At 45.0% G+C, this 23,645-nt stretch carries 20 protein-coding genes and 2 pseudogenes; 12 read left to right on the top strand and 10 right to left on the bottom strand.

Annotated elements, in window-relative coordinates; all coding sequences use genetic code 11:
• The first annotated feature begins 88 nt into the window (after positions 1–88).
• Positions 89–1,215, top strand: a pseudogene (locus tag DESDI_RS02840) (hydrogenase small subunit).
• Positions 1,216–1,270: 55 nt separating this feature from the next.
• A pseudogene (locus DESDI_RS02835) lies at positions 1,271–1,891 on the top strand (nickel-dependent hydrogenase large subunit); the annotation flags it as partial.
• A gap of 207 nt (positions 1,892–2,098) precedes the next feature.
• Here DESDI_RS02835 and DESDI_RS02830 read toward each other — a convergent pair.
• Positions 2,099–3,361 carry an IS1380-like element ISEcp1 family transposase gene (locus DESDI_RS02830; protein WP_000608644.1) on the bottom strand — a complete coding sequence of 421 codons (1,263 nt, stop codon included), beginning with the start codon at positions 3,359–3,361 and terminating at the stop codon, positions 2,099–2,101.
• A 191-nt stretch (positions 3,362–3,552) separates the two neighbouring features.
• On the opposite strand from DESDI_RS02830, the gene DESDI_RS02825 reads away from it, so the two are divergent.
• The 4 genes from DESDI_RS02825 to DESDI_RS02810 all read left to right on the top strand — a co-directional run bounded on the left by DESDI_RS02825 (position 3,553) and on the right by DESDI_RS02810 (position 6,980).
• Positions 3,553–4,335, top strand: coding sequence for a nickel-dependent hydrogenase large subunit (locus tag DESDI_RS02825; protein WP_242825432.1), 783 nt, complete (start codon positions 3,553–3,555; stop codon positions 4,333–4,335).
• Positions 4,336–4,354: 19 nt separating this feature from the next.
• Positions 4,355–5,017, top strand: a complete 663-nt coding sequence (locus DESDI_RS02820) for a cytochrome b/b6 domain-containing protein (RefSeq protein WP_015261124.1) — start codon at positions 4,355–4,357, stop codon at positions 5,015–5,017.
• Positions 5,018–5,129: 112 nt separating this feature from the next.
• Positions 5,130–6,479 (top strand): UDP-N-acetylmuramate--L-alanine ligase, encoded by a 1,350-nt coding sequence (murC, locus tag DESDI_RS02815; RefSeq protein WP_015261123.1) that lies wholly within the window; start codon positions 5,130–5,132, stop codon positions 6,477–6,479.
• 123 nt (positions 6,480–6,602) lie between these two features.
• Positions 6,603–6,980, top strand: coding sequence for a nitrous oxide-stimulated promoter family protein (locus DESDI_RS02810; protein ID WP_015261122.1), 378 nt, complete (start codon positions 6,603–6,605; stop codon positions 6,978–6,980).
• Between the two features lie 27 nt (positions 6,981–7,007).
• Here the strand turns inward: DESDI_RS02810 and DESDI_RS02805 are convergent, their stop codons facing one another.
• From DESDI_RS02805 to argF, 6 genes are all read right to left on the bottom strand, one after another.
• Positions 7,008–7,583 (bottom strand): 5' nucleotidase, NT5C type, encoded by a 576-nt coding sequence (locus DESDI_RS02805; RefSeq protein WP_015261121.1) that lies wholly within the window; start codon positions 7,581–7,583, stop codon positions 7,008–7,010.
• 102 nt (positions 7,584–7,685) lie between these two features.
• The gene (gene nadE, locus DESDI_RS02800) at positions 7,686–8,453 is read right to left on the bottom strand and encodes an NAD(+) synthase (RefSeq protein WP_015261120.1); all 768 of its coding nucleotides are present in this window, start codon (positions 8,451–8,453) and stop codon (positions 7,686–7,688) included.
• A 64-nt stretch (positions 8,454–8,517) separates the two neighbouring features.
• Entirely contained in the window at positions 8,518–9,969 is a 1,452-nt protein-coding gene (locus tag DESDI_RS02795) for a nicotinate phosphoribosyltransferase (RefSeq protein ID WP_015261119.1), read from the bottom strand.
• 334 nt (positions 9,970–10,303) lie between these two features.
• A complete protein-coding gene (gene argH / locus DESDI_RS02790; RefSeq protein ID WP_015261118.1) occupies positions 10,304–11,725 on the bottom strand; it encodes an argininosuccinate lyase in 1,422 nt (473 codons plus the stop codon).
• Between the two features lie 129 nt (positions 11,726–11,854).
• Positions 11,855–13,060: an argininosuccinate synthase gene (locus DESDI_RS02785; protein ID WP_015261117.1), complete on the bottom strand. Its 1,206-nt coding sequence runs from the start codon at positions 13,058–13,060 to the stop codon at positions 11,855–11,857.
• Between the two features lie 136 nt (positions 13,061–13,196).
• The gene (argF, locus tag DESDI_RS02780; protein WP_015261116.1) at positions 13,197–14,138 is read right to left on the bottom strand and encodes an ornithine carbamoyltransferase; all 942 of its coding nucleotides are present in this window, start codon (positions 14,136–14,138) and stop codon (positions 13,197–13,199) included.
• A 241-nt stretch (positions 14,139–14,379) separates the two neighbouring features.
• Here argF and DESDI_RS02775 point away from each other — a divergent pair, with 241 nt between their 5' ends.
• Complete coding sequence (locus DESDI_RS02775; protein ID WP_015261079.1) at positions 14,380–15,798, top strand: IS30 family transposase; 1,419 nt, start codon at positions 14,380–14,382, stop codon at positions 15,796–15,798.
• Positions 15,799–16,247: 449 nt separating this feature from the next.
• Complete coding sequence (locus tag DESDI_RS02770) at positions 16,248–17,474, top strand: zinc ribbon domain-containing protein (protein WP_172635876.1); 1,227 nt, start codon at positions 16,248–16,250, stop codon at positions 17,472–17,474.
• Between the two features lie 112 nt (positions 17,475–17,586).
• On the opposite strand, the gene DESDI_RS02765 is transcribed toward DESDI_RS02770, so the two are convergent.
• Positions 17,587–18,735 (bottom strand): MFS transporter, encoded by a 1,149-nt coding sequence (locus DESDI_RS02765; protein ID WP_015261114.1) that lies wholly within the window; start codon positions 18,733–18,735, stop codon positions 17,587–17,589.
• Between the two features lie 264 nt (positions 18,736–18,999).
• Here DESDI_RS02765 and DESDI_RS02760 point away from each other — a divergent pair, with 264 nt between their 5' ends.
• The 4 genes from DESDI_RS02760 to DESDI_RS02745 all read left to right on the top strand — a co-directional run bounded on the left by DESDI_RS02760 (position 19,000) and on the right by DESDI_RS02745 (position 21,474).
• Positions 19,000–19,344 (top strand): cupin domain-containing protein, encoded by a 345-nt coding sequence (locus DESDI_RS02760; RefSeq protein ID WP_015261113.1) that lies wholly within the window; start codon positions 19,000–19,002, stop codon positions 19,342–19,344.
• Between the two features lie 262 nt (positions 19,345–19,606).
• A complete protein-coding gene (locus DESDI_RS02755) occupies positions 19,607–20,449 on the top strand; it encodes an SPFH domain-containing protein (protein ID WP_015261112.1) in 843 nt (280 codons plus the stop codon).
• Positions 20,450–20,641: 192 nt separating this feature from the next.
• Entirely contained in the window at positions 20,642–20,836 is a 195-nt protein-coding gene (locus DESDI_RS02750; protein WP_015261111.1) for a type II toxin-antitoxin system antitoxin, read from the top strand.
• Complete coding sequence (locus DESDI_RS02745; RefSeq protein ID WP_015261110.1) at positions 20,836–21,474, top strand: GOLPH3/VPS74 family protein; 639 nt, start codon at positions 20,836–20,838, stop codon at positions 21,472–21,474. The genes DESDI_RS02750 and DESDI_RS02745 overlap by 1 nt, the downstream gene beginning before the upstream one ends.
• Before the next feature lie 169 nt (positions 21,475–21,643).
• Here DESDI_RS02745 and DESDI_RS02740 read toward each other — a convergent pair whose 3' ends face one another.
• A complete protein-coding gene (locus DESDI_RS02740; protein WP_015261109.1) occupies positions 21,644–22,582 on the bottom strand; it encodes an MBL fold metallo-hydrolase in 939 nt (312 codons plus the stop codon).
• 12 nt (positions 22,583–22,594) lie between these two features.
• A complete protein-coding gene (panB, locus tag DESDI_RS02735) occupies positions 22,595–23,431 on the bottom strand; it encodes a 3-methyl-2-oxobutanoate hydroxymethyltransferase (protein WP_015261108.1) in 837 nt (278 codons plus the stop codon).
• Positions 23,432–23,645 lie beyond the last annotated feature (214 nt).

The raw sequence follows: 23,645 nt of genomic DNA, 5'->3' as shown, positions 1-23,645 counted from the left end.
AGTTATGATTTTTCATAACTCCACTTCTTGTTTTTTGAATGATTAGCCCTTCTTTGGGGGAAAATATTCCTTTAAGGAGGGTTATGATGTGCTGAACCGTCGAGAATTTCTTAAGCTGGTCGTCAAAGGAGCCATTCTTGGCAACTTTATCAGCTTAGTAACCCCCGAATTAGAAAAAGCCTTAGCTCAAGGAGATATTAAAAGAAGCTACCCATTCTGATGGTAGAGACGGGAACCTGTACCGGAGATAGTATCTCTTTAGATAATATTTGGACACCGACACTATCCGATATTTTTACCAACATCACTGAATGGCGTTATGACTGGACCATGATGCAAACCCAAGGGGAGTCAGCCTATAAGGTCTTATTGGATATGGAAGAAACTCTAGCCCATGAATTCATACTTATTGTCCAAGGATCTATCGCGCGTAGAGATAATGGTCATTATAATTACGCCGGCCTCGAAAACGGCCAAATGGTCACAGGCCTGGACCTGGTTCGTAGGCTGGGTTTAAAAGCTAAATATATCGTGGCCATAGGTAATTGTGCTACTTATGGGGGGCCTGCCTCTGGGTATCCTAACCCGTCCCAGAGTACCGGTACACAAACGATCCTCCCCGAACGCCGAATTATCAATGTCTCCGGTTGCCCTGCCCATCCGGATTGGATTATGGGTACCCTTCTGCATTTGGCTCTATATGGGGAGCCTGAACTAGAAAAATTCGGCCGTCCCAAAATGTTTTACGGAGAAACCATTCATAACAACTGCCCGCGACGTCGTTACTACGACCAAGGTATCTTTGCTACAGATATCGGTCAGAAGGAATGTCTTTACCGCGTAGGCTGCAAAGGACCCGTCACCTATGCCGACTGCCCTATCCGTCGCTGGAACGACCGCTACAACTGGCCAATCGGCTGTAACTCTCCCTGCATCGGCTGCACCGAGCCCGGGTTTCCTGATCTTATGGAGCCTTTTACCAATCATTTTTCCGACATCACCTTCCCCGGAGGAACCCGCGAAACAACCGATCGAATCGGTAGAGGGGTCTTAGGCTTAGCTACCCTAGGGATTGGCGGACATTTTCTAAGCTCACTTTATAAAGGACGTCTTCATCGGAATCTAATTCAATCGACGAACCAGGTGAAGAAAAAGATCCAGCTGAAGAAAGCCAAGACGTATCATACCTATCGGCCCAAGAAATCTCAGCAATGACCAAAAGTGATGCCGCCAATCGACATGGGCGGTTGATTTTACAAGTGAACGAGGAGTGAGCTTACTGGAGAAGAAGGTTGTTTTTCCGTTTACCCGAATCCACAATCCGATGTTGGTAGAGGCCCATCTAGAAAACGGAGTGATCCAAGACGCCTTGATCGCGGATACCCTCTACCGAGGCTTTGAGCAAATTCTCGAAGGTCGATCCGCTTTTGATATGCCTTATTATACGCAGCGCATCTGCGGCATCTGCTCCTCAGTTCATGGGGTGGCGGCGTCTTATGCAGTGGAGCAAGCCCTGGGGATGGCCGTTCCACCGAACGGATTGGTCCTCCGCAATCTTATTATGGGTAGTGATTTCCTGCAGAATCATCTCCGTCATTTCTACCTTCTGAGCATGCCTGATTATTTCAAAGGCCCCGACATCCCCCCCTTCCTACCTCATTTGGAGGGAGATATTCGCCTTACTCCCCAAGAAGATCAACGTATGACTGATCATTATTTCCAAGCCATCGAAGTTTCTCGGTATGCACATGCGGCGTTCGGAGTTTTCGGGGGCAAGGCTCCCCATGGGCACGGGATTGTACCCGGAGGGTGTACCATGCACGTGGATGCCGATAAAATCAACCGCTATCGCGGTTATCTTATCACTATCCTCGAGTTTATTAATAATGTACCTAAATTCCACGTGTGTTTTTTATTAGCTTCAAAAATCACTATTTCACGAAGAATTTAGACTGCTTCTCACACATTGTAACATTATTTACAACCACCTTTCAATCATTTTTGATAAATCATTGATTTCATCTTTGCTGCAATGATACTTAATAAACTCTGCAAGTTATCCACAGAGCAACACTCAATTTTATTGATGATATTCTTATTATACCAGACATTTTTCATACACTCCCTTGTACGGATAGTTTTCCGACAACTTCATGATTACATATCTTGCGGTTTTGATTATTTTTGCTGCAAGAAATACATACTTCAAACGAAAGGTCTTTATTTGCTGTCTGTATTCTGAAGAGTCCAAGGAATCAAACTTGAACAACAAAAATAGGTTATATGAAAGCATCATCATTTGAAACACGGCTTCATTCGCCCAAAATGACTTTAGCAAGAGATGACCCACCGCCATGTCGTATTTGGCTTCTTTGATATAGTTTTCAGCATTACCACGCTTTTCATAGTATATAACTACTTTTTCAGAAAGCAAGGTAGTATTTGTTACAAAGAAAAAGTAGTCGTATTCGGAACCTTCTAAAAGTGATAATTGTGCTCTTTCTTTTTCTGGTTTCAGTACGCGAGATACGACAAATCTTCTGTCTTTTTCCCATTTAACTAATTTTGTATACAGTTCTGTAGTTTCTCTACCTTCTTCTCCTTTAACGAATACAATTGATGAATTCGTTGCTTGTGAGGTGAGTGTAGAATAACTTTTGGCTTTAATTAAATATTTGCATCCAAGAGATTCTATCGTTTCGATAATTTTTTCATCAAAGTAGCCACTATCCATTCGAAATAAAATTTCTAAATCGTCTGATTTGATGTTAGCAACAATTTCTTTGATCATTTCCGCAGCACCGTTTGCAGTGTAAGTATTGCCACTTCTTACAAATCCGGTAACATATGCTTTTAATTCGTCGCAAAATGCAAATTGGATATTGTAGCATCGGTTTCCCAGTTTCTTAGGATTATATCCTTTTGACGCACCTTCTTGATGACCTTCTACGTTAATTACACTACTATCAATATCAATCGTAATGGATGTCAATTTACTTTTAGTGAGCAGTTTTTTAAAGACTTTAAAATTAATGTCTCTAAACATTTGGGTTGTCTTGAAGTTGAAGTTTCCTAGAAACCGTGACACTGTTTCAGGTTCTTTTACGGAAATATCAAACTCGTTGACGAGGGGATCATTTTGAAGTAGCTTTAGACGTTCTAACTTATCAATGCCAATGAAGTGACCGCAGAGCATGGTCTTTATATGATTCATCTTGATTTTATTTGTTGAGTCATTATCAAATACGAGGTCATTTTCAATAAAATCAAAAATCCCATTGCTTTTTGCATTCTCAAGGAGCAGAAAAAGACCTGCATTTGATGTTAGATTCTTAGCTTTGAAATCAATTTTATTAATCATAATTAGAACCCCTTTTTACTACTTTTCTTACTATTATTTTACCATATATCGAGTCATAAAAGCTGATAATTTAACATATTTTTGAGCACTTTTCTTTCACCCAATGGGTGAAAGCTGAATTTCGAAGGAACGCATATTTATCAAGGCTTTGATTATGCTTTTTGAAGTACTGACGTAGAATCTAGGATGTAATGATTCCGGATGTGGAATTTTTGGCCGAGCGTTATTCAGAATATGTTCATTTAGGCAAAGGAAACGGCAACTTCCTCTCAGTAGGTGGCTACACACAGCCTGATGGTAGTACCTTGTTCCCCCACGGGATCGTCCTTCAAGATAACCATCACCCCTTCGAAGATCATTTTATTACAGAAGAAGTGACGACAGCCTGGTATAAACAAACCGGACCTGTGCATCCTTGGCAGGAAAAAACCGTACCCGACAAGAATCAGCCTCATGGTTACACTTGGATTAAAGCGCCTCGTTACCAAGGACATGCTCTAGAGGTAGGCCCCTTAGCTCGTGCCGTCGTGGCTAAGGAAAAAATCATCGGTTATGGGGCCATTGGACGTCATTGGTCTCGGGCCATGGAGGCCAAGAAGATCGCTGAGGCAGCGATGATCTGGCTAGAACGCTTAGTTCCCGGTGCTGAGACCCTAAACACCAAAGTAGAGCAGGAATCGGGAATGGGTATTGGCTATGTCGAAGCGATGAGAGGCTCCTTGGGTCATTGGGTAAAAATCGAAAAAGGACGCGTCAAACATTACCAAATCATCACGCCCTCTGCTTGGAACTTTAGTTCCCGAGATGAAGCAGGAAATTGCAGTGTCGGAGAATTATCCATTCGCGGGCTCAAGATTGAACATCCGGAATTAAAAGAGGCTGGGAGAGTCATTCGTTCCTTTGATCCTTGCTTCTCCTGTAGTGTCCATTTAATCGATGGCGAGCGTCTGCACACCCTCAACGTTCGAGTATAACAGCCCGGAGGTCAAGCACTTGAATAATAAAAAACATCATGCCTCTCAACCTCAGCTTCGTACACCTGTCCTTAAAGAATTACGCAAAGGAAAGCTGATAGATGCTCTAATCATGGGGTTTCCAGTCACTGTACGGATTTTTCATTGGGGATTTGCCTTTTCCCTTACTGGAATTATTCTTACCGGCCTAATTCTTCATCAACCCTTGCCCTTTCTTGCTCTCCCCTACGGCAAGGTTTTTGTAGTGCACGTGAGCTTTGGCTGGCTGGCTTCAGCCTTCTTTGTCTTTCGTTTGGTGGACATGGTCCTGCGCAAGGATAAAACCCTACTTCTCTCTTGGCAGGATATTAAAACTATCCCTAGTGTTTTTGCCTATTATTTTTATCTTCGTCAGAGCCTTCCACCCCATGGACAGTATAATCCGGGACAAAAGATGATCTTTAGCAGCTGGTTTCTCCTTTTTCCTTTTCTAGTCTTCATCTCCCTGGCTTCCTACTGGGCAGGGGAACGTCTCGACTGGGTTATAAAGCTCTTAGGAGGACTTCAAGTCCTGCGGATGGTCAAATATACGGGGGCGGTCTACTTGACCTCCACCATTCTTCTCCACGTCTACCTCAGCGTCACGCAAGATCTATGCAATCTACAGTCCATGGTTACAGGTTATGAACAGAAAAAACCGTAGGCCTAAAGCATCTATAAACTCGCCAAAAATTTCCGTGTATAAAATGATACATTTTCTGTCGCGATTGGGTATAATGGAATGTAGAGTTCGAAACTGGAAGGGAAGATGTATCTTGCCGTTACATATTCATTTTGTTGGGATTAAAGGAACAGGCATGAGTGCCTTAGCACAAGTTACCGCTCAAATCGAAGGGGCAGAGATCACGGGTTCAGATGTCTCCGAACGCTTCTTCACGGATGCGGTCTTAGAGCGAGCCAATATTTCTGTCCTTCCCTTTGCTGCCGCCAATGTTGAAAAATCAGATTTGGTTGTGGCTTCAGCCGCCTATAATGAAAACCATGAAGAAATTTCCCGCGCTAGGGAATTGAATATCCCTGTTTACTCTTATGCTCAATTTCTGGGTAGACTCATGTCCAAAAAACGTGGCATAGCTGTCTCAGGAACTCATGGTAAGACTACAACCACTGCCATGATCGGACTGACTCTGCTTCAGTCCGGAATTGATCCCACTATCGTCGTGGGTAGCGATGTTCCCAGCATCGGTGGTAACGCTTATTCCGGTCAAGGGGATTTTTTCTTGGCTGAATCCTGTGAATATCGTCGCCATTTCCTTAATTATTCTCCAGAGTACTTAATAATCACCAATATCGAATTTGATCACCCTGATTATTTTCATAACTTAGATGATGTTATCTTGGCTTTTTCGGAAATCGCCCTGAAAATTCCGCCCCAAGGCAAAGTTTTTATTTGGCATGAGGATCCGCACCGGGAGTCCATTCACTCCCAGGCACCCATCATAACCTTTGGCTTCAGCGAGGAAGCGGATATCTACGCGAAGGATATCCAGTTCCATGATGGCGGAAGCTCCATGAAAATCATGGCTCATGGTGCCTACCTTGGGGATCTACACCTCCACGTGAGTGGTAGGCACAATATCTTGAACGCCATGGCTGCCATCGCACTCTGCCTCGAGATCGGAATTCCGCCGGAGCAGATATTAAAGAAGTTGGGCCTCTTTAATGGTACTAAGCGCCGCTTTGAGCATATCGGCATGAATGCGGGCGCTCTGATCGTCGATGATTATGCCCATCACCCCACTGAAATTCGCTCCACTTTGGAGGGTGCAAGACTCTCCTTCCCGGACCGTCGTATTCGAGCTGTGTTCCAGCCCCATACCTATAGTCGTACAGAAAAGCTCCTCCGGGAGTTCTCCGAATCCTTCCAGGCCGCTGATGAAGTAGTCATTGCGGACATCTTTGCCTCTGCGCGGGAAAAAAATCTCAACACTGTCTCTGCTTCCTCCCTAGCTGACTTGATTTGCCAGCAAGGAGGTAATGCCCGCTATATTAGCTCACTTGACGGCATCAGGGACTATCTTGCTCAGACCCTAGCTCCTGAGGATCTTGTCTTAACCTTAGGTGCCGGAGATATCTATAAGGTCGGGCAAAGCCTAGTGGGCTAAAAAACAGGACTTTTTCTCTATACAAGGTATTGCTTTGGAAAACAGCTTTCATTTCTTAGGATACGCCTTGCTATGGTATACTAACCCTATTGAGAGATACTTTCGATATGAGGAGGGGTTAGTATAGCTCAGACCACCCGTGCACAACGTGAAAAAAGGACCGTTGAGGTCATGATTAAGCTCTACTGCAAAGATAACCATAAGATTGAGACTGGACTATGCCCTGAATGCCAGGAGCTCTTAGAGTATTCCCAGAAGCGAGCAGAGAACTGTATGTTTGGGGAAGACAAACCCGTATGCGGGGATTGCACCGTCCATTGTTATAAAAAGGATAGGCGTGAAAAGATTCGCGAAGTCATGCGTTACGCTGGCCCTCGGATGCTTCTCCAACATCCGATAATGGCAATCCAGCATCTAGTGGATAAGAAACACAAACCTCAGAGCAAAGATGAGCAAATCAGCTCTTTAAAGTCCGCTTCGAAATACAATAGGGAACGTTAAAGGGAAGCCAAACGGCTTCCCTTATTTTTATATTGAGGCGGATTTAGGATAGGACGACCTTTCTCTGATTTCTTTTATAATCTCATGCCAATCTTGGCAACGAGTGATTCCCGAGGGTAATTCCCCTTTGTTATAGCTGGCATCCAAAAGGAGCACAGGAATCCCTGCTTCAGAAATTGCCTGGGCATTACCAAGGTAATCTTCCAAGAAAATCTCCAGTTTCCAATGCAAAGCGTATTCTACTTTGCATTGGAAGCTGGTGAAAAGAATGTGCTCATAAGGAATTTTGTATTTTTCCAGCCAACGCACTGTATACTTTTCTTCCTCCAAGGAGCGTGCAGTAACATAGACCACCTCATGGCCTTCCCTGATGAGCTTGTCAATGCCTTCCTTTGCACCAGCCACAGGGTGTGGTATGTCAAATAGATGAGCCACATTATCATCGAAGTACTTGCCCATAGCTTCCCAAGATACCCCAAAATCCAAATGCATATCGTAATTCTTGAGTTCTAGAATATTGGTTCCAAAATGCCCGTTCAGTTCCCTGACCCAAGCCCTATAACTATCAGAAACCACACCATCGATGTCTACTCCGATTCGCAACTACCTTGCCCCCTTTTTTTGCATATCATCATCTATACTATTTAAATCTTAACAAATATGCCACAGGAAACAAGCATTTACCCAAGACCAAGGCTGAAAAACCTAAAGCTCAGTAAGTTTAGGCAAGGCAAGAGCCGGTGGCACCTGTCTCTTATGTTCGCTTCGATGATGCATGTCTTCAATCTTCGTTTGGATAGCCTCGGGAACCTCTTTCCCTAAGAGGTAACGATCGATGAGTTCATAGGTAACTCCCATCTCTTGCTCATCGGTTTGCCCCTCCCATAATCCAGCGGTAGGAACCCGATTGACGATTTTATCCGGTAGCCCTAGCTGAGCTGCCCAGGCTCTCACTTCAGCTTTGGTTAGGGAGGCTAGGGGGAGAATATCAACCCCACCATCACCATATTTCGTGAAATACCCAGTATACGACTCGGGGGCATTGTCCGTTCCGACCACAAGGTAATTAAGGGCATTGGCTACCGTATATAAGGCAGCCATGCGCAAGCGCGCTTTTAAGTTACCCTGACTTAATTTTTCCTCAAATGTATAGCCTTGTACGCTCAGTGCTGCTTTGACTGAGGCTAGGATGTCCTGGTGAGCATGGGTCAGATCCACTTCCATGGTCGGCAAGGACAAGGTCGTCGTTGTCAGGAGGGCATCCTCCCGATCCACAGAGTTCGACCCAGCAGGTAACACTACCCCAACGGAGTTGTCTGGAAAGGCACGCTTACTTAAGCCGGCCACCACAGCCGAATCTACCCCGCCAGAGACACCAATTACCAGACCTTGAGCATGAGCCTCTTGAACACGCTCCCGTAGCCACTCTACAGTCTGATTGATTCGTGCTTCTAATTCTTCAGGACTCCACATAGGTTTTAGCCTCCTCTATGTCATAATACACTTGTAATCCTGATAGCGCTCGCTCTGAGAGCGCTTATTTCATGGTTTTGCTTACCTTTTCCACTGAATTGCTAATCTCCAGCAATAAGGACTGTCTCAGCTCGAAAAGTTTAGGAGATAGGTCTACGATATAGTGATGCGGGTTAACCAAACGCTTTACTTCATCCCACAAGCTATCACATTCCCTTTGAGCATAGGTTTGAATCTCCTTAAGGTTCGGAAGATCGTAGACCCGCTTGCCTCCTCGGAAAACCGGTACCAGAAGCTCTCGAGTCTTAAAATTGGTCAGGGTCTTCCTTTTCCAGGTCTGGATGGGATCAAAGATAGTCAAGGGCTCTTGAAACTGTTCGTCTTCTAAGGCAATGAGATCAGCCATGGCTTTCCCTTGTTGATCGTAAAAACGCACGATCTTCTTAATACCCGGATTGGTAATCTTGCTGATATTCTCAGAGACCTTAAGACGCGGTTCGAATAGTCCATCTTTGCCTTCCGCAGCCAGCTTATACACTCCGCCTAAAGCAGGCGTGTCTTTAGATGTAATCAGATGGGTGCCCACCCCCCAGGAATCGATAGCCGCTCCCTGAGCTCGTATAGCCGTGATGGTGTGTTCATCCAAGTCATTAGAGCCCACAATCTTGGCATGCTTCAAGCCCGCAGCATCAAGCTTCTTGCGGGCTTCGCGGGATAGATAGGTCAAATCACCGCTGTCAATGCGGATACCTAAGAAAGGATGTCCCTCTGCCTCCAGCTCTAAACCCACCTGAATGGCGTTGGGGACCCCCGATTTGAGGACATTATACGTATCGACCAACAGCAGGCACTGATCTGGGAAGGTACGAGCATAGGCACGGAACGCAGCCAATTCACTAGGGAAGCATTGAATCCAACTATGGGCCTGGGTTCCGGAAACGGGTATCCCATACCTCTTTCCTGCTAACACATTGGAAGTCGATTGACACCCTCCGATAAAGGCGGCTCGCGAGCCCATAATTCCTGCGTCAGGTCCTTGGGCACGTCTGAGGCCAAATTCCATGACACTACCCCCTCCGGTGGCAGCCACCACCCGGGAAGCCTTGCTGGCGATCAGGGTCTCAAAATTCACGATGTTTAAGAGCGCCGTCTCAATCAACTGAGCCTCTGAAATCCTCGCTTTCACTCGCAGGATCGGTTCATAGGGAAACACCACCGTACCTTCGGGCACGGCATCGATATCCCCATGAAAGCGGAAGTCCTGTAAGACCTTGAGAAAATCCTCAGCAAATAGATTTAATCCCTTTAGGTAATCCAGATCGTCCACGGAAAACTGCAGACCCTCAATATACTCCACAACCTGCTCTAGTCCGGCAGCGATGGCATAACCGCCGCCGCTTGGAATTTTGCGAAAGTACAGATCAAAAACTGCATCCTTATCCGCATAACCATTTTGGTAATAGCCTTGCATCATAGTCAGTTGATATAGATCTGTTAGCAGCGCTACATCACGCATTTTAATCCTCCCCCTTCCTGAATTCCAACTTTTCTTCTTTTCTACCATTCTTCAATTTATAAAGAAAACACACCTTAAGTCATTATATCTCTCTTCAGTTTGTCCACAGGAAAGAAAAAACTATACAGAATTACCCACTTCAATAGGGAACTTATTCGAAGGTTATCCACAGAATTATCCACACTATGCACAGGGTAATTATGCTCTTTATTTCTTTCGGGGCCTGTACACCTGTTTTTCCAAGAGTTTTTTAATTATTTATATACCCCGTATGGGTATAATTAAGGGTTATCCACAGATTTTTGAGTTATCCACATTATCCACTTAAGAAAACTTACTTCAGCTCTCGACTGAAATCTAACCGGCTTATCCACTGAATGGACAGTTGTGCCAGGGCATCTTCTGTCCAAGCAATGGCTTGAGCGACACGTGTTGGTGAAGGACCGCCGGGAATATTCCGTTGACGAACACAATATTCAATACCGATGCTGGTAAAGAGATCTTCTTCAAACACGGGAGATTGCTCTTGAAGCTCCTCTATGGTTAGATCTTCTAAGCCACAGCTTCGCTTTGAGCAGTATAGAACCAGCTTGCCCACGATTTCATGAGCTTCTCGGAAGGGAACGTTCTTTTTAGCTAAGTAATCGGCTAAATCGGTAGCGTTGGTAAAGCCACCCTTGGCACCCTTTGCCATAGCCTCTTTATTGACCTTTATGGTTCTCAACATGGGTTCGACTACCAGGAGCGACTTTTGCACGGTATCTACAGCGTCAAAGACTTGCTCCTTATCCTCCTGCATGTCTTTATTATAGGCCAAAGGAAGGCCTTTCATGACGGTGAGTAGCGCCATTAGATCCCCGTAGACACGACCTGTCTTGCCGCGGACCAATTCTGCCACATCAGGATTCTTCTTTTGCGGCATAATGCTCGATCCGGTAGAGTAACCATCATCCATGATGACGAATTGAAATTCTCCTGTCGACCAAAGCACCAACTCCTCACAGAGGCGGCTAAGATGCATCATAATGATGGAAGCAGCACTGAGGAATTCCAAAGCAAAGTCCCGATCACTGACTCCATCAAGGGAGTTCCAAGTAATCCCGTCAAAGCCCAGCTCAGCCGCTACCATTTCCCGCTTAAGGGGAAAGGTTGTGCCGGCCAAAGCTCCGGAGCCTAGAGGTGATACGTTGAGGCGTTTACGGGTATCCCGAAGACGACCTAGGTCCCTGAGCAGCATTTGGGCATAAGCCATCATATGGTGAGCAAAGGTAATCGGTTGGGCTTTTTGCATATGAGTATAACCGGGCATCCAGGTCTCTTGGTGTTCCTTGGCTAGGTTAAGGATGGTTCGCAGAAGTGCCACCAGCAAATCCTTGGTGTGATCGATTTCTTCCCTAAGGAAAAGGCGTAGATCAAGAGCCACTTGATCATTACGACTTCTTCCCGTATGCACCTTCTTACCTACGGTGCCTACCCGTTCTGTCAGGAGTTTCTCCACATTCATATGGATGTCTTCAGCACCTATTTCAAATTCGATCGCTCCAGCTTGGATATCCGTTAAGATGCCTTTAAGGCCTTCGATAATCTCCTGCGCTTCTTCCGCGGTCAGGACCCCGATTTCCCCGAGCATCCGTGCATGAGCAATGCTACCCTGTATATCCTGCTTATATAAGCGCTGGTCAAAGGATATGGAAGAATGAAAATCCTCCACCAAAGCATCTGTGGATTTTTCGAAACGGCCACCCCAAAGTTTCATTTCGTATTCCGTCCTTTCTTAATAGGCGTCTCTCTAGTGATATTGTCGCTTGAACGCCTGGCTAACAATAATAAGGTAATGAATAAAGTGTAAAAAGCGCCCAGAGGGCGCTTCATTTCTTGATCTCTGTTATCTCAACCCTGACTTTTTCTCCATAAGTGCTCTGACTTTAAGAGGAAGGCCAAAAAGGTTGATGAAGCCTTCAGCATCCTTTTGATTATAAACGCCATCTCTTCCGAAGGTGGCAAATTCCTCACTATAGAGAGAATAAGGGGACTTAGTTCCGGCTAAGCTGCAGTTTCCTTTGTACAGCTTCAGGCGTACAGTGCCTGTGACATTTTTCTGAGTGACATCGACAAAAGCATCCAAGGCTTCCCGCAAAGGAGAAAACCAAACGCCATCATAAACGAGTTCAGCATATTTCAGGGCAATTTGTTCTTTATAATGTAGGGTTAAACGATCCAGAGTCAAGTGCTCCAAAGCTTGATGCGCAGTGTAAAGGATGGCTCCACCTGGGGTCTCATAAACACCCCGGGACTTCATGCCTACCAGCCGGTTTTCAACCATATCAACAATGCCTATGCCATGCTTGCCACCGATTGCGTTGAGGGCTTCCAACAGCTGAACAGGGCCTAGCTTCTCGCCGTTTAGGGAGACCGGGATACCTTGTTCAAAATCCAGCTCCACATATTCCGCTTGATCCGGTGCATCTTCGGGTGACACTCCAAGAAGATAGAGATCCTTCTTGGGCTCATTCCAGGGATCTTCTAAATCGCCACCTTCATGGCTGAGATGCCAAACATTACGGTCCATGCTGTAAGGGCGATCCTTAGTTACTGGCACGGGAATCCCTCTCTCCACCGCATAATCGATGGCATCTTCCCGTGATTTAATATCCCAAATCCGCCAAGGTGCAATGATTTCCAAATCAGGGTTCAAGGCCTTGACCGCTAGTTCAAAGCGAACTTGGTCATTCCCTTTTCCTGTGGCACCATGAGCGATGGCCACAGCCCCTTCTTTCTCCGCAATCTCCACTAAGCGTTGGGCGATTAAGGGGCGGGCAAAGGAGGTACCTAATAGATATTTTCCTTCATATATTGCTCCGGCCTTTAAGGTCGGATAGATAAAATCAGTAACAAACTCTTCTTGGAGATTCTCAATATATAATTTACTGGCTCCACTCTTAATGGCCTTTTCATGAAGGGGCTCCAGTTCTTCACCTTGTCCGAGATCAGCCGCCATGGCAATTACTTCATAACCATAATTTTCTTTCAACCAAGGGATAATAATCGAGGTATCTAATCCCCCAGAATATGCGAGCACTACCTTTTTCATTGAGGATAACTTCCTTTCTTAACTCAGATATAAAAACACTTAGCAATAGAAACTAGCTTCAGGTGATAATGATTCCAACTGAAGTTTTGTTGCCTTAACCGATATTAATTCTTTGCGAAACTCTAAATTCCTGCATTTAAAGCAATAATGCCATGATTGCTTTATGAGCATGAAGCCTATTTTCCGCTTCATCAAAAACAACGGACTGCGCCCCTTCTAGAACCTCTTCGGTGATTTCCTCACCCCTATGGGCGGGGAGACAATGCATGACAATGGCAGAGGATTTTGCTGCTTTCATGGTTTCACCGTTAATTTGATACCCTTGGAAATCTTTCATGCGGATTTGAGACTCTTCTTCCTGTCCCATACTAGCCCAAACATCCGTATAAAGCACATCCGCTTCCTTGGCTGCGACAAGTGGATCCTCCATCCATTCCACTAGGCCACCGTTCTTCTTGGCATGCTCTTGAGCGGTGGCTACTACTTGGGGATCTGGTTTATAGCCAGGAGGTGATGCAATTACGACATGCATACCCATTTTTCCAGCAAACATTAGAGAATGAGCCATGTTGTTACCGTCTCCAATGTAAGTCATCTTTAGGCCTTCCAGACGACTTTTATGTTCGTGGATGGTGAGCAAATCAGCCAAAACTTGGGTCGGATGGAGAAAATCACTCAAACCATTGATGATGGGAATCTGAGCGTACTGGGCTAACTCAATTACATCTTGATGGCTATGGGTCCGAATCATGATTCCATCCACCATTCGAGATAAAACTCGAGCCGTATCTTTGATAGGTTCCCCACGTCCGATTTGAATATCCCTGTTGCTCAAAAACAAGGCATGCCCTCCCAATTGAATCATACCGGCTTCAAAGGCAACGCGTGTACGTGTCGATGACTTGGTAAAAATCATGGCTAAGGTCTTCCCCTGCAGAACCGGATGGGGAATACCCGCTTTTCTCTCTTCCTTCAATGCTTTAGCTACCTTTAGCATGTGTAAAATCTCTTCTGGAGTAAAATCCTGAAGACAAATAAAATCTCGCCCGACAAAATGCTCCTTATCTAAAACTGGCATTGCATCTCCCACTTCCTAGCTTTATTTAATATGAATTATTATACTAACTAATGTATAAAAATACAATAGTCTTTTTCTTTTCGCTTCTAAACTTTCTTCCAAACTTAATTTCCAAACTAAGTTCCACCCCTTCACTTGGGAAAGTGGAATTTAATTTGGAAAGATTAAAGGGTGGAATTCACTCAGACAAATAGGTTATATTGGGATAGCTGTGTCCCGGTAGAAAGAAAGAGGGACTGACATGGCTAACCAAAAACATTTAACCTTTGATGAACGGGTGACCATCTCTTCGCTTTTGGATAAAACCTACTCTTTTAAGGCAATCGCTAAAGAATTAGATAAGGATTGCACCACCATCTCCAAAGAGGTTCGCCGCCATATCATCTTCAAACGGATAGGCTGTCAAGGCAATGCTTACAATGCTTGCCGCCACCGCTATACTTGCGATCATAGGCTGCTCTGCACACCCTGTCATTATTCGCACCGGCCCAGCTTTTGCCGCCGCTGCAAATTATGCAATGCTATGTGCCCGTCTTTTGAGTGTCAACTCTGCCCACGACATGCCAAACCGCCTTATGTTTGCAACGGATGCGATAAGCTTAATAAGTGCACTTTGGAGAAACGCTTTTACCATGCTGCACCAGCCCATACCGAATATCAGGCAGTTCTTTCCGAAGCCAGACAGGGTATATCTCTCTCGGAAGATGAGGTAAAACACCTCGACTCCATCATTTCCCCTCTCATCAAAAAGGGGCAATCCCTGAATCATATCTGTGCCAACAATAAGGATTCCCTCATGGTTAGCAAAAGCACCCTCTATCGTCTAATTGACTTTAATATTTTCACCGCAAGAAACATCGATATGCCACGGAAAGTACGCTATGCTAAGCGCAAGATAAAAAGACAGCTCAAGGTCGACAAGGCTTGCCGAATCGGTAGAACCTACAATGACTTTCAGCATTTCCTCAACGAGAATCCCCACCTACCTCTTGTGGAAATGGACACCGTAGAAGGTCGTAAAGGGGGCAAGGTTCTTCTTACCCTTCATTTCGTGAAGGCAGAATTCATGCTTGCCTTTTTACGGCAAACCAACGATTCTCAATCCGTCATCACTATCCTGGAAGACCTTCAACTCAACCTTGGCCAAGACATCTTTATGAGGGTTATGCCGATTTTGCTGACGGACAATGGTTCTGAGTTCTCTAACCCAAATGCCTTGGAGTTTGACCAACAACAAAACCGCAGAACTCATCTGTTCTACTGCGATGCCTCTTCACCTGGGCAGAAAGGCTCTGCCGAGAGGAATCACGAGCTGATCCGCTATTTTATTCCTAAAGGCACCCGTATGGATGAGTTTACCCAGGTCGACATCAGCCGCATGATGGACAACATCAATTCCTACAGTCGGCAAAGCTTGGGGAATAAATGCCCTTATGACATGTTGGCTTTCCTCTATGGGGAAGATCTTCTTAAGGCATTGGGGTGTCACAAAATTCCGCCCAATGAGGTCATCATGAATTCCTCTCTTTTTAAGGAGACTGCCGTCCATTGTCTAGGCAATCCATGGGGTTATACCGATGAGTCAGGACGGGAGACCAGTTATCTTGATGCCTATCGGGCTATTGAAGAACAACGCAAAGAAATGACAGAAAAAAATTAACCTCACCCGTTAATTTCTTCCTGTCATGACACTACCGGGAAGCAGCTTCATACCCCATTAAACCGGGTGGAATTTACTATGCGAAAAAGTCTACTAAATTCCACTCGCAGATACCTGCGCCCTTTTTCAGCTGCTTTTACACCGGATTTGGCCCTATTTTAATCCAAAACTGAAAAAAAGTCACCCTTTTCTTTTCTACAAACAAGAATGGGTGACTTTCAGTGGAATTTACCTCGATAAAGTGGAACTTACTTTGAAATTCAACCAACTTTCTTCCAACTTAAATATTCCCAGCTCTTTAATTATAGTATAAGCACCTTCTGAATCACATAAGGTAACGTAAAGTTTCTATAATGTACTATTCAAAATGTCATCCCCCATGTAAAATAATTATAAGTACTTAAAAGGTACCTGAAAGGTGGGGTTTATACTTGACTTGGACTGCCCGTATGAAAAAAACCATCGAAACCTTTAAGAGAATGACTCTCCCTCTTTTTGGCTTCTACATTATTTTTGTGATCACCACCATCCTTATAGCTGCCATATCGGTAGTGGCAGCAGTCATGCCTATCCTCCGTTCAGGTGAATTCAGTTCATCCTTCCCTTCCGACCCCTCCATCCCAGTTCCACCCGACAATGGCTCTATGACAAACTTTGGTTATGGCTCTTTCGGGGAATTAACCCCCTACTTTGAGGAATTGGAACCCTATATGGATATGGCCCCTATGTTATTGCTGGGGATCGCTCTGCTTATTGTGTTAGGGTTGCTTATGTCTTCCATATTCCAAGTCGGAATCTTTCATCTAACAAAAAAAGCCTATGTTGAAAAGGCCCAATTTCGGAATATCCGGCTTCAGGGCTTTGCTCGCCTCTTTGGTTGGTATGTCATTCTCACGATTGTATCGTTTATTGTGATTAGTTCAGGAATAGTGATGGCTATAAATTTTCGGTCCGAGTATGCCATGGCTTTGTTCGGGATCGTCTATGTTTTTGTTTTTGTTGCTCTAGGAGTCTTTCTGGCTCCTTGGGTCCTAGCTGCACCTTATAGAATGTTAACCCAGCTTCACCTTCCCTTTGGGCGAGCCTTTAGAGAAAGCTGGAGCTTCTACCGTCGCCATATGGGACCCTTGTGGGGAGCCTTTTTAACCATAATGGGTCTTCAACTTTTGATTAGCTTGTTTGACAAAAGCTCTCCAGAGATCGGGCTGATTCTCTCCTTCATTGTTACTCCCTTTTTGACGATCCTCCCCATCGTTTGGGTATTTACCCTTGAAGAAGAGGAAAAAGCAAAGCCTATCGGTAATCTATACCACAATCCAACTGCGCCAGTACTGAGACCGGAAACTTCTCCTTTTCCTGTTTCGCCTGATTCACGGTACCATCCAGCTTATGAAGAGAATAAACCTACTGAGTCACCTGCAAATGCTGCACCAGACACACCGCCCAGCCGACCTGAGGCACCCGCAGCTTCCTATCCACCGCCAAGTAATTCTTATATCCCTCCCAAGGACCCATATAGCACACCCGAATCTCCTTATGATTCCCCATACAACCCTTCTCATTCCACTACGACTTCACAGGTCGCATCAAGAGATTCAGCGAACTTCTGTCCTACCTGTGGTCAAAAAACACGCGAAGGGGCCAGCTATTGTTCTCAATGTGGAACAAAGTTATAGTGAACAGGGACACCAAAAGAGCTGCCACGAAGTGGGCAGCCCTTTTTTTATTGCTAACTCCTTGTCATAAAAGGAGCTCCGCTTGTTTGTGGTCTTTTTATGCCTTTCCTTGTTAAGCGCTAGCTTTTCTCGAGGTTTTACTATCAATGAAAACGAAAACAGCCATCAATATACTGGCGACTACTGCTACTAAGAAGGAATCTCTGCCGATTTGGAGGCCGAACAACTTACTGATACCAGCATAGATGTAGGGCTGAAAAAAGCCGCCGATGTTCATGGCGCTAACGCCAATGGATATAGCCAAGGCAACTAAGGGTGGTGGGACCGATACCGAAAGCTTGACCCAACAAGAAGGTACAAAGACACCCATAGATAAACCGATGATCGTGGTTGCGACAAAAAACTGGAGAAGTGTGTAGGAGGTATAGCCAATGCCAAAACCAACTCCGCAGATGAGGTATAGTATAGGAAAGGTGTATTCTTTTAAAATGCGCATGACTTTCCCTGCAAAAAAACCACCGATTAAACCACCAACTGTCATCAGGGTCAAGGCTACGCCAATGGATGCCGCATCGCCCATCTTTTCTCCATCAAGCATGACTGCCGCGTTGTTCATGAGGATAAACAAAATAATTTGAAAGACGAACAAGGAAAAAAAGCTGCTGTACACTCGACTGGGCATTTTCATCTTTTCACCTTGGGGGATGACTTTGCGCTGGGGTTCCGGCAAAGTCAGATGAACGGCAAAGAAGATGATAATACCGATAATATAGGCGTAGAAAGCATAATTCCAGCCATAGGAACCGAGAAAACCTCCCGCCAATTGATACATAATACCGCCGATGCTGGTAAAGGCGGATTGAAAGCCCATCATAGTCTCTCTTTCATGACCATCAAAAAAGTCTGAGATTAAATCTGCTGCCATTGGTAAGAGAAACCCAAGACCCACTCCCAGTAAACAACGCATGGCTAATATAATTGTAAAATTACTCAGGAAAGCCGGCATGATTCCACCCACGGCAAAGCACAGTGTCGCAATGGCGAGAAGAGTTTTCTTAGGTAAGTATTGAGTTAATTTTCCGTAGACCGGTGCGAAAAAAACAACAAACAAGGAGGGCAGACCAGAAATCAACATAATCGTTGTGGGATCGACATCAGGGAAAGCCTTCATAATATCAGCCAAGACTGGATTTGTGACCATGGCGCCCATGCCCATGGCACTTACGGCGAGCACCCCAAATTTCAGCGTTCGTCTACTCATAGCAGCCTCCTCCATAGATGTATGTTATTAATTAAAAAATAATTAATTCACATCGTTTACTATACCATATTTTCTCTCCATTTCCACTATTCACTTTTTATTATCTTCTATATTCAAAAAAGCTATAGCAGAATAATCTAAGGCCCTTCTAATCGACCTCTCTTTACAAATATCCTAGAAATAACTATTGGATATACTATTCGGTTTACTTTTAGATTACCTAGGGTTATTCTGAAGTATATAACCTAATGAGGAGGATATAAAATGATCAGAAAAACGATCGATGAGACAGTTTATAACGCTCGTGGGGGCGAAGGAAGGGTGGTATTCTCTCATATTCTGACTAAAGAAGAGTTAATGGGTCATGGGAATGTCTATGCCAAGGTCACCATTAAACCACATAGCAGTATAGGTTACCATCAGCATGTTGGCAACACCGAGCCTTACTATATTCTTTCCGGTAAAGGTATCTTCACCGATAATGATGGGACGAAAACTGAAGTCGGTGCTGGTGATGTCTGCGTGATTAAAGTGGGAGAACACCATGGCCTAGAGAATCTTACTGATGACGACCTTGTTATGATGGCTCTGATTATCAATGAAGGTTAACGAAGGACGCAACGGCCAAAAGTATAACCCGTGTTCAATCAATGACTCCTCTTCTGAGAAACTTAACGAAAGCCCGGCTTCGCCGGGCTTTTTTTATATACCCATACGTTCCGATCAAACTCTAATTCCCTCTCGTTAGACAAACTGTACTATAACTCGCTAAAATATACCCTAGAAATCTGTTTACATATTACTGCAACAGTGATATCATAGTACTATCGAAATAATATTTGACTTAACGAGTCAAAGGAGGCTATCCACTATGAAAGAAAAAAAAGCTTGGGTCCTCAATGGTTATCTTGCTGTGGTCATCTTTTTGGCCTTACTTGTCGGCGGCATTGCACTTCTATTCCAGATGCAGTTTATCCTGGGAGGCGTTCTGATCCTCATTGGCTTGCTTCTGTCCAGCGGGATTGTTGTGGTCCAGCCCAATAAATCCTATGTCATCACTTTCTTCGGTAGCTACACCGGGACCATTCGTGAACCTGGACTCTGGCTCACCATTCCCCTTTCCATGCGCAAATCTGTCTCATTACGGGTTCGTAACTTCAACAGTAAAACCCTCAAGGTCAATGATATAGAAGGAAACCCGATTGAGATTGCTGCAGTCATCGTTTTTAAGGTCGTGGATACTGCCAAGGCCATTTTTGATGTGGATAAGTATGAGCAGTTTGTCGAGATCCAAAGCGAAACGGCACTCCGCCATGTGACCAGCCGCTACCCCTATGACAATTTCCAAAAAGAAGGCTATTCTCTCCGAGGAAACTCTGAAGAAGTGGCCGGACAGCTCACTATTGAGCTTGAAGAGCGTCTCAAGGTTGCAGGAGTTCAAATTATAGAAGCACGTCTAACTCACTTAGCCTATGCCACCGAAATCGCCGGGGCCATGCTCCAACGTCAACAAGCTAATGCTATTCTGGATGCCCGCCAGATCATTGTCGAAGGGGCTATGGGCATGGTACAAATGGCGGTGGAACGTTTGGAAAAGGATAAGGTGGTTCAGCTCGACGAAGAGCGCAAAGCCGCTATGATTAACAATCTGCTGGTGGCTATTGTCTCAGACCGCTCTGCCCAGCCTGTCATAAACACAGGTTCTCTTTACTGATGAATCTTAGGAAACCGCGGGACAGAACTGCGGTGACAGGTCATTTGATCCCAAAGCAACGCACAATAATATTAAATCAGAGTTAAGAGAGTTTCGAATGTGCAAGTAAAATACAACCTATTGGAGAACTGCAAGTTCTGACGTTCGGCCTCGTACCATTAATTTCTGACCTCTGAGATAAGACAGGTGTTGATGAGTATGCCCAAAAAACAATTCGCCTTACGACTTGACCCTAAACTATATACTGCCCTTGAAAAATGGGCTATCGATGAATTCAGAAGTGTCAATGCTCATATCGAGTTTTTGCTTCGAGAATCCGTCCGTAAAGCGGGACGCCTGAATAAGGATAAAGAAACCGTGACACCTGACGAAGGAGGCGATGGATAATGTTAAGCCTCATGGAAGAAGTTCTTCTCCTCTCCCTCAACGAAGATAAAGGCAATTTTTCTTTTACTGCCAGTACGGTGATGAACTACTGTCTCGCCGGAGCTATCCTTATGGAGCTAGAACTCCATAAGCGCATTGCCGCGGATAAAAAGATTTTGAGCGTTCTTGATTCCAGATCGCTAAATAATTCGCGACTTAATTCAGCCCTCAGTCTACTCCATTCCGGCAAGCGCCAGCGCTCCCCCGAGCATTGGGTAGGAAAACTGAGTGGCTCCTTGAAGGGCTTAAGAAAAGGACTTCTTGAAGAAATGGTGGATAAAGCTCTGGTGCGAGAAGAAGAAAAGCAATTTTTCTTCTTTACCACTACCCGCTATCCCGTCCGAGACCCCCGGACCAAGAAAGACATTGTTGAACGAATTCATCGAGCTCTTATCAGGGGAGAAAAGCCGAGTCAGCGTACTGCAAGACTCATCGGCTTGCTTTATGCCAGTGGTCTCCTCCTTTACCTTTTCGATAAAGAAGATCGCAAAGAAGCAAAACGTCGAGCCAAAGAGATGTCTAAAGAAGATATTCTAGCAAATGCGGTTAAAAAATCAATCCAGCTGCAAAACTCCGCTGGAATTGTAGCTGTAAGCTAAGATCGTGTTACACATAGTTATAAAAAACTACTAGATAATATGGAAAACGCTCCTAGCCTCGGCTGTGGAGCGTTTACATATATGCGAGATATTCACTTCATGGGATTAAGCGAATAATAAGAAACATCCCAGTGATGCCCAGAATGTTTCTTATCGACTATGCCAAAAGTTAAGGCTGAACCCAAGTCGCCCCAACCTCTTGAAGTGCAACCTTATCCAGCTTGCCCGCCATTGCCTGATTAAAGCGTTTAATCGGCTCATCCATGGGCTCCTGGGAAATCTTAAAGGTCCCCCAATGCATGGGTAGGATCTTTTTTGCGCCTATTTCCTCTGCCATCTGAATAGCTTGCTCCGGAGTGGCATGGCGGGCTTCAAAGGATTTAGGGGAATAGGCTCCTATACCCATGATTGCCAGCTCGATATCCACTTCCCTGAGCTGCTGTTGGAACTTTTCGGTGTAGCCTGTGTCCGCACCGAAGAAGATGTTGACGCCGTTTTTCGAAAGAAGGATAGAGTTAGACTCCATTTCTTTGTTCCAAGGTAAACGAGCTCCCCAATGTTCACCCTCGATGGCTTTGACTCGGAGCCCTCCCGCGTAATCCTTTTCGTCACCCCAATTCATCTCAGCGATGCTTTTATATGCCAACCCCTCCCAAAGGGATTGGGTGCCCTTAGCCGTGATAACAGAGGTATTCAAGGACTGCATGTCCCTTATACTTGGATAGTCAAAATGATCCGTATGGGCATGAGAACATATAAGGAGATCCACATGTCCAATCTGCTCTGCCGTGACCGGACTAGCAATGTATCGCTTCATCCCGATGGTGAAGTTACCTACAGGAGTTAAGCCGATTCGCTCATAAAACGCTGGATCAATCAAGATTTTGGTTCCGTAAAAGTTTATTAAAAAACCTGCATGGCCAAGCCACGCTACGGTTAGATCTTGGTCCTTCCATTTCCCGGGGGTCAGGGTAAAAGCAGGTTTCACCATTTTATCCGTTGTATCATCCAGCGATCCCACCTTGGTGGTCAAGGCTACCCCTCCTATTGCTGCAGCCCCAAGGGCAATAAATTTGCGACGACTCATGCGTGGATTTTGAATCTCCATCAATTACCTCAACTATTCTCTGCCACCATAAAGTGTCTTTAACTCTTCTTCGTTCATAGTAAAGCTATGCTGATCAGTAGGGAAAATTCCATTTCTTACTTCGTCGGCATAGGCCTGAATACCTTGCACCATCGCTTCATTCACGCGAGCATACGTTTTGACAAATTTAGAAACCCGTTCTACTCCGTAACCGAGCAGGTCATGATAGACAAGCACTTGCCCATCCACATTGACACCTGCCCCAATCCCAATAGTCGGTATGGCGAGTATCGAGGTAATTTCTTCAGCTAGCTGTTTCGGAACACATTCAAGGACAAGCGCAAAGGCCCCTGCTTCTTGACATTTCCTTGCATCTTCGACTATTTTCCTAGCCGCTTCGGCATCTTTCCCCTGAACCTTATACCCACCGAGGACTGCCGCAGATTGGGGAGTCAGCCCCAGATGGGATACCACAGGTATCCCGGCTCTGACAAGTGCGGAGATATGGGTGAGCACTTCGTCCGCCCCTTCAATCTTCACTGCCTGCGCACCCGTTTCCTGAAGCAGCCTTGCGCCATTAATCAGGGTATCCCTAACGGAGAGATGACAGCTCATGAACGGCATATCAACCACAACAAATGTATTGCCGGCTCCCCGTTTAACCGCCTTCGCATGATGAACCATATCATCCATCGTCACATAGATGGTTGAATCATACCCCAGTACGACATTTCCTAAGGAATCACCTACAAGAATCATATCCACGTTCGCATGCTCCGCTTGCTTAGCCCCAGGATAATCGTAGGCGGTGACCATGACTATCTTTTGCCCTTGCTCTTTCATTGCCAAGAAATCTGTTGTTGTTTTCATCATTTTTCCCCCTTCTTCAGGAGAGGTATAAAACAAAAAAGTCCCTTCACAGAAGGAACTTTAAAAAACTGTTTCATCCCTCTGTCCTATTCCACATGGATACAGGCAGTAATAATTGAATAACTTGGATTCCAAGTAAAAGGTGCAGTTCTAAATGATACTGCCCAAGATGAGTATATCAAATAATACTGAGCTTGACTAGCAAAAGGGGGAG

Source organism: Desulfitobacterium dichloroeliminans LMG P-21439, assembly GCF_000243135.2.
In the GTDB taxonomy this organism is placed as follows: domain Bacteria; phylum Bacillota; class Desulfitobacteriia; order Desulfitobacteriales; family Desulfitobacteriaceae; genus Desulfitobacterium; species Desulfitobacterium dichloroeliminans.
The sequence above is the reverse complement of the archived record's forward strand: the minus strand, read 5'-3'. Positions and strand labels throughout refer to the sequence as shown.

What these genes read in the sequence shown, in the direction of transcription:
- DESDI_RS02745 (WP_015261110.1), top strand. Translation starts at nt 20,836, where the DNA reads ATGTTAAGCCTCATGGAAGAAGTTCTTCTCCTCTCCCTCAACGAAGAT.
- DESDI_RS02795 (WP_015261119.1), bottom strand. Translation starts at nt 9,969, where the DNA reads ATGCGTGATGTAGCGCTGCTAACAGATCTATATCAACTGACTATGATG.
- DESDI_RS02740 (WP_015261109.1), bottom strand. Translation starts at nt 22,582, where the DNA reads ATGGAGATTCAAAATCCACGCATGAGTCGTCGCAAATTTATTGCCCTT.
- DESDI_RS02760 (WP_015261113.1), top strand. Translation starts at nt 19,000, where the DNA reads ATGATCAGAAAAACGATCGATGAGACAGTTTATAACGCTCGTGGGGGC.
- panB (WP_015261108.1), bottom strand. Translation starts at nt 23,431, where the DNA reads ATGAAAACAACAACAGATTTCTTGGCAATGAAAGAGCAAGGGCAAAAG.
- DESDI_RS02750 (WP_015261111.1), top strand. Translation starts at nt 20,642, where the DNA reads ATGAGTATGCCCAAAAAACAATTCGCCTTACGACTTGACCCTAAACTA.
- DESDI_RS02755 (WP_015261112.1), top strand. Translation starts at nt 19,607, where the DNA reads ATGAAAGAAAAAAAAGCTTGGGTCCTCAATGGTTATCTTGCTGTGGTC.
- argF (WP_015261116.1), bottom strand. Translation starts at nt 14,138, where the DNA reads ATGCCAGTTTTAGATAAGGAGCATTTTGTCGGGCGAGATTTTATTTGT.
- nadE (WP_015261120.1), bottom strand. Translation starts at nt 8,453, where the DNA reads ATGTGGAGTCCTGAAGAATTAGAAGCACGAATCAATCAGACTGTAGAG.
- DESDI_RS02765 (WP_015261114.1), bottom strand. Translation starts at nt 18,735, where the DNA reads ATGAGTAGACGAACGCTGAAATTTGGGGTGCTCGCCGTAAGTGCCATG.
- DESDI_RS02775 (WP_015261079.1), top strand. Translation starts at nt 14,380, where the DNA reads ATGGCTAACCAAAAACATTTAACCTTTGATGAACGGGTGACCATCTCT.
- argH (WP_015261118.1), bottom strand. Translation starts at nt 11,725, where the DNA reads ATGAAACTTTGGGGTGGCCGTTTCGAAAAATCCACAGATGCTTTGGTG.
- DESDI_RS02770 (WP_172635876.1), top strand. Translation starts at nt 16,248, where the DNA reads ATGAAAAAAACCATCGAAACCTTTAAGAGAATGACTCTCCCTCTTTTT.
- DESDI_RS02825 (WP_242825432.1), top strand. Translation starts at nt 3,553, where the DNA reads ATGATTCCGGATGTGGAATTTTTGGCCGAGCGTTATTCAGAATATGTT.
- DESDI_RS02785 (WP_015261117.1), bottom strand. Translation starts at nt 13,060, where the DNA reads ATGAAAAAGGTAGTGCTCGCATATTCTGGGGGATTAGATACCTCGATT.
- DESDI_RS02830 (WP_000608644.1), bottom strand. Translation starts at nt 3,361, where the DNA reads ATGATTAATAAAATTGATTTCAAAGCTAAGAATCTAACATCAAATGCA.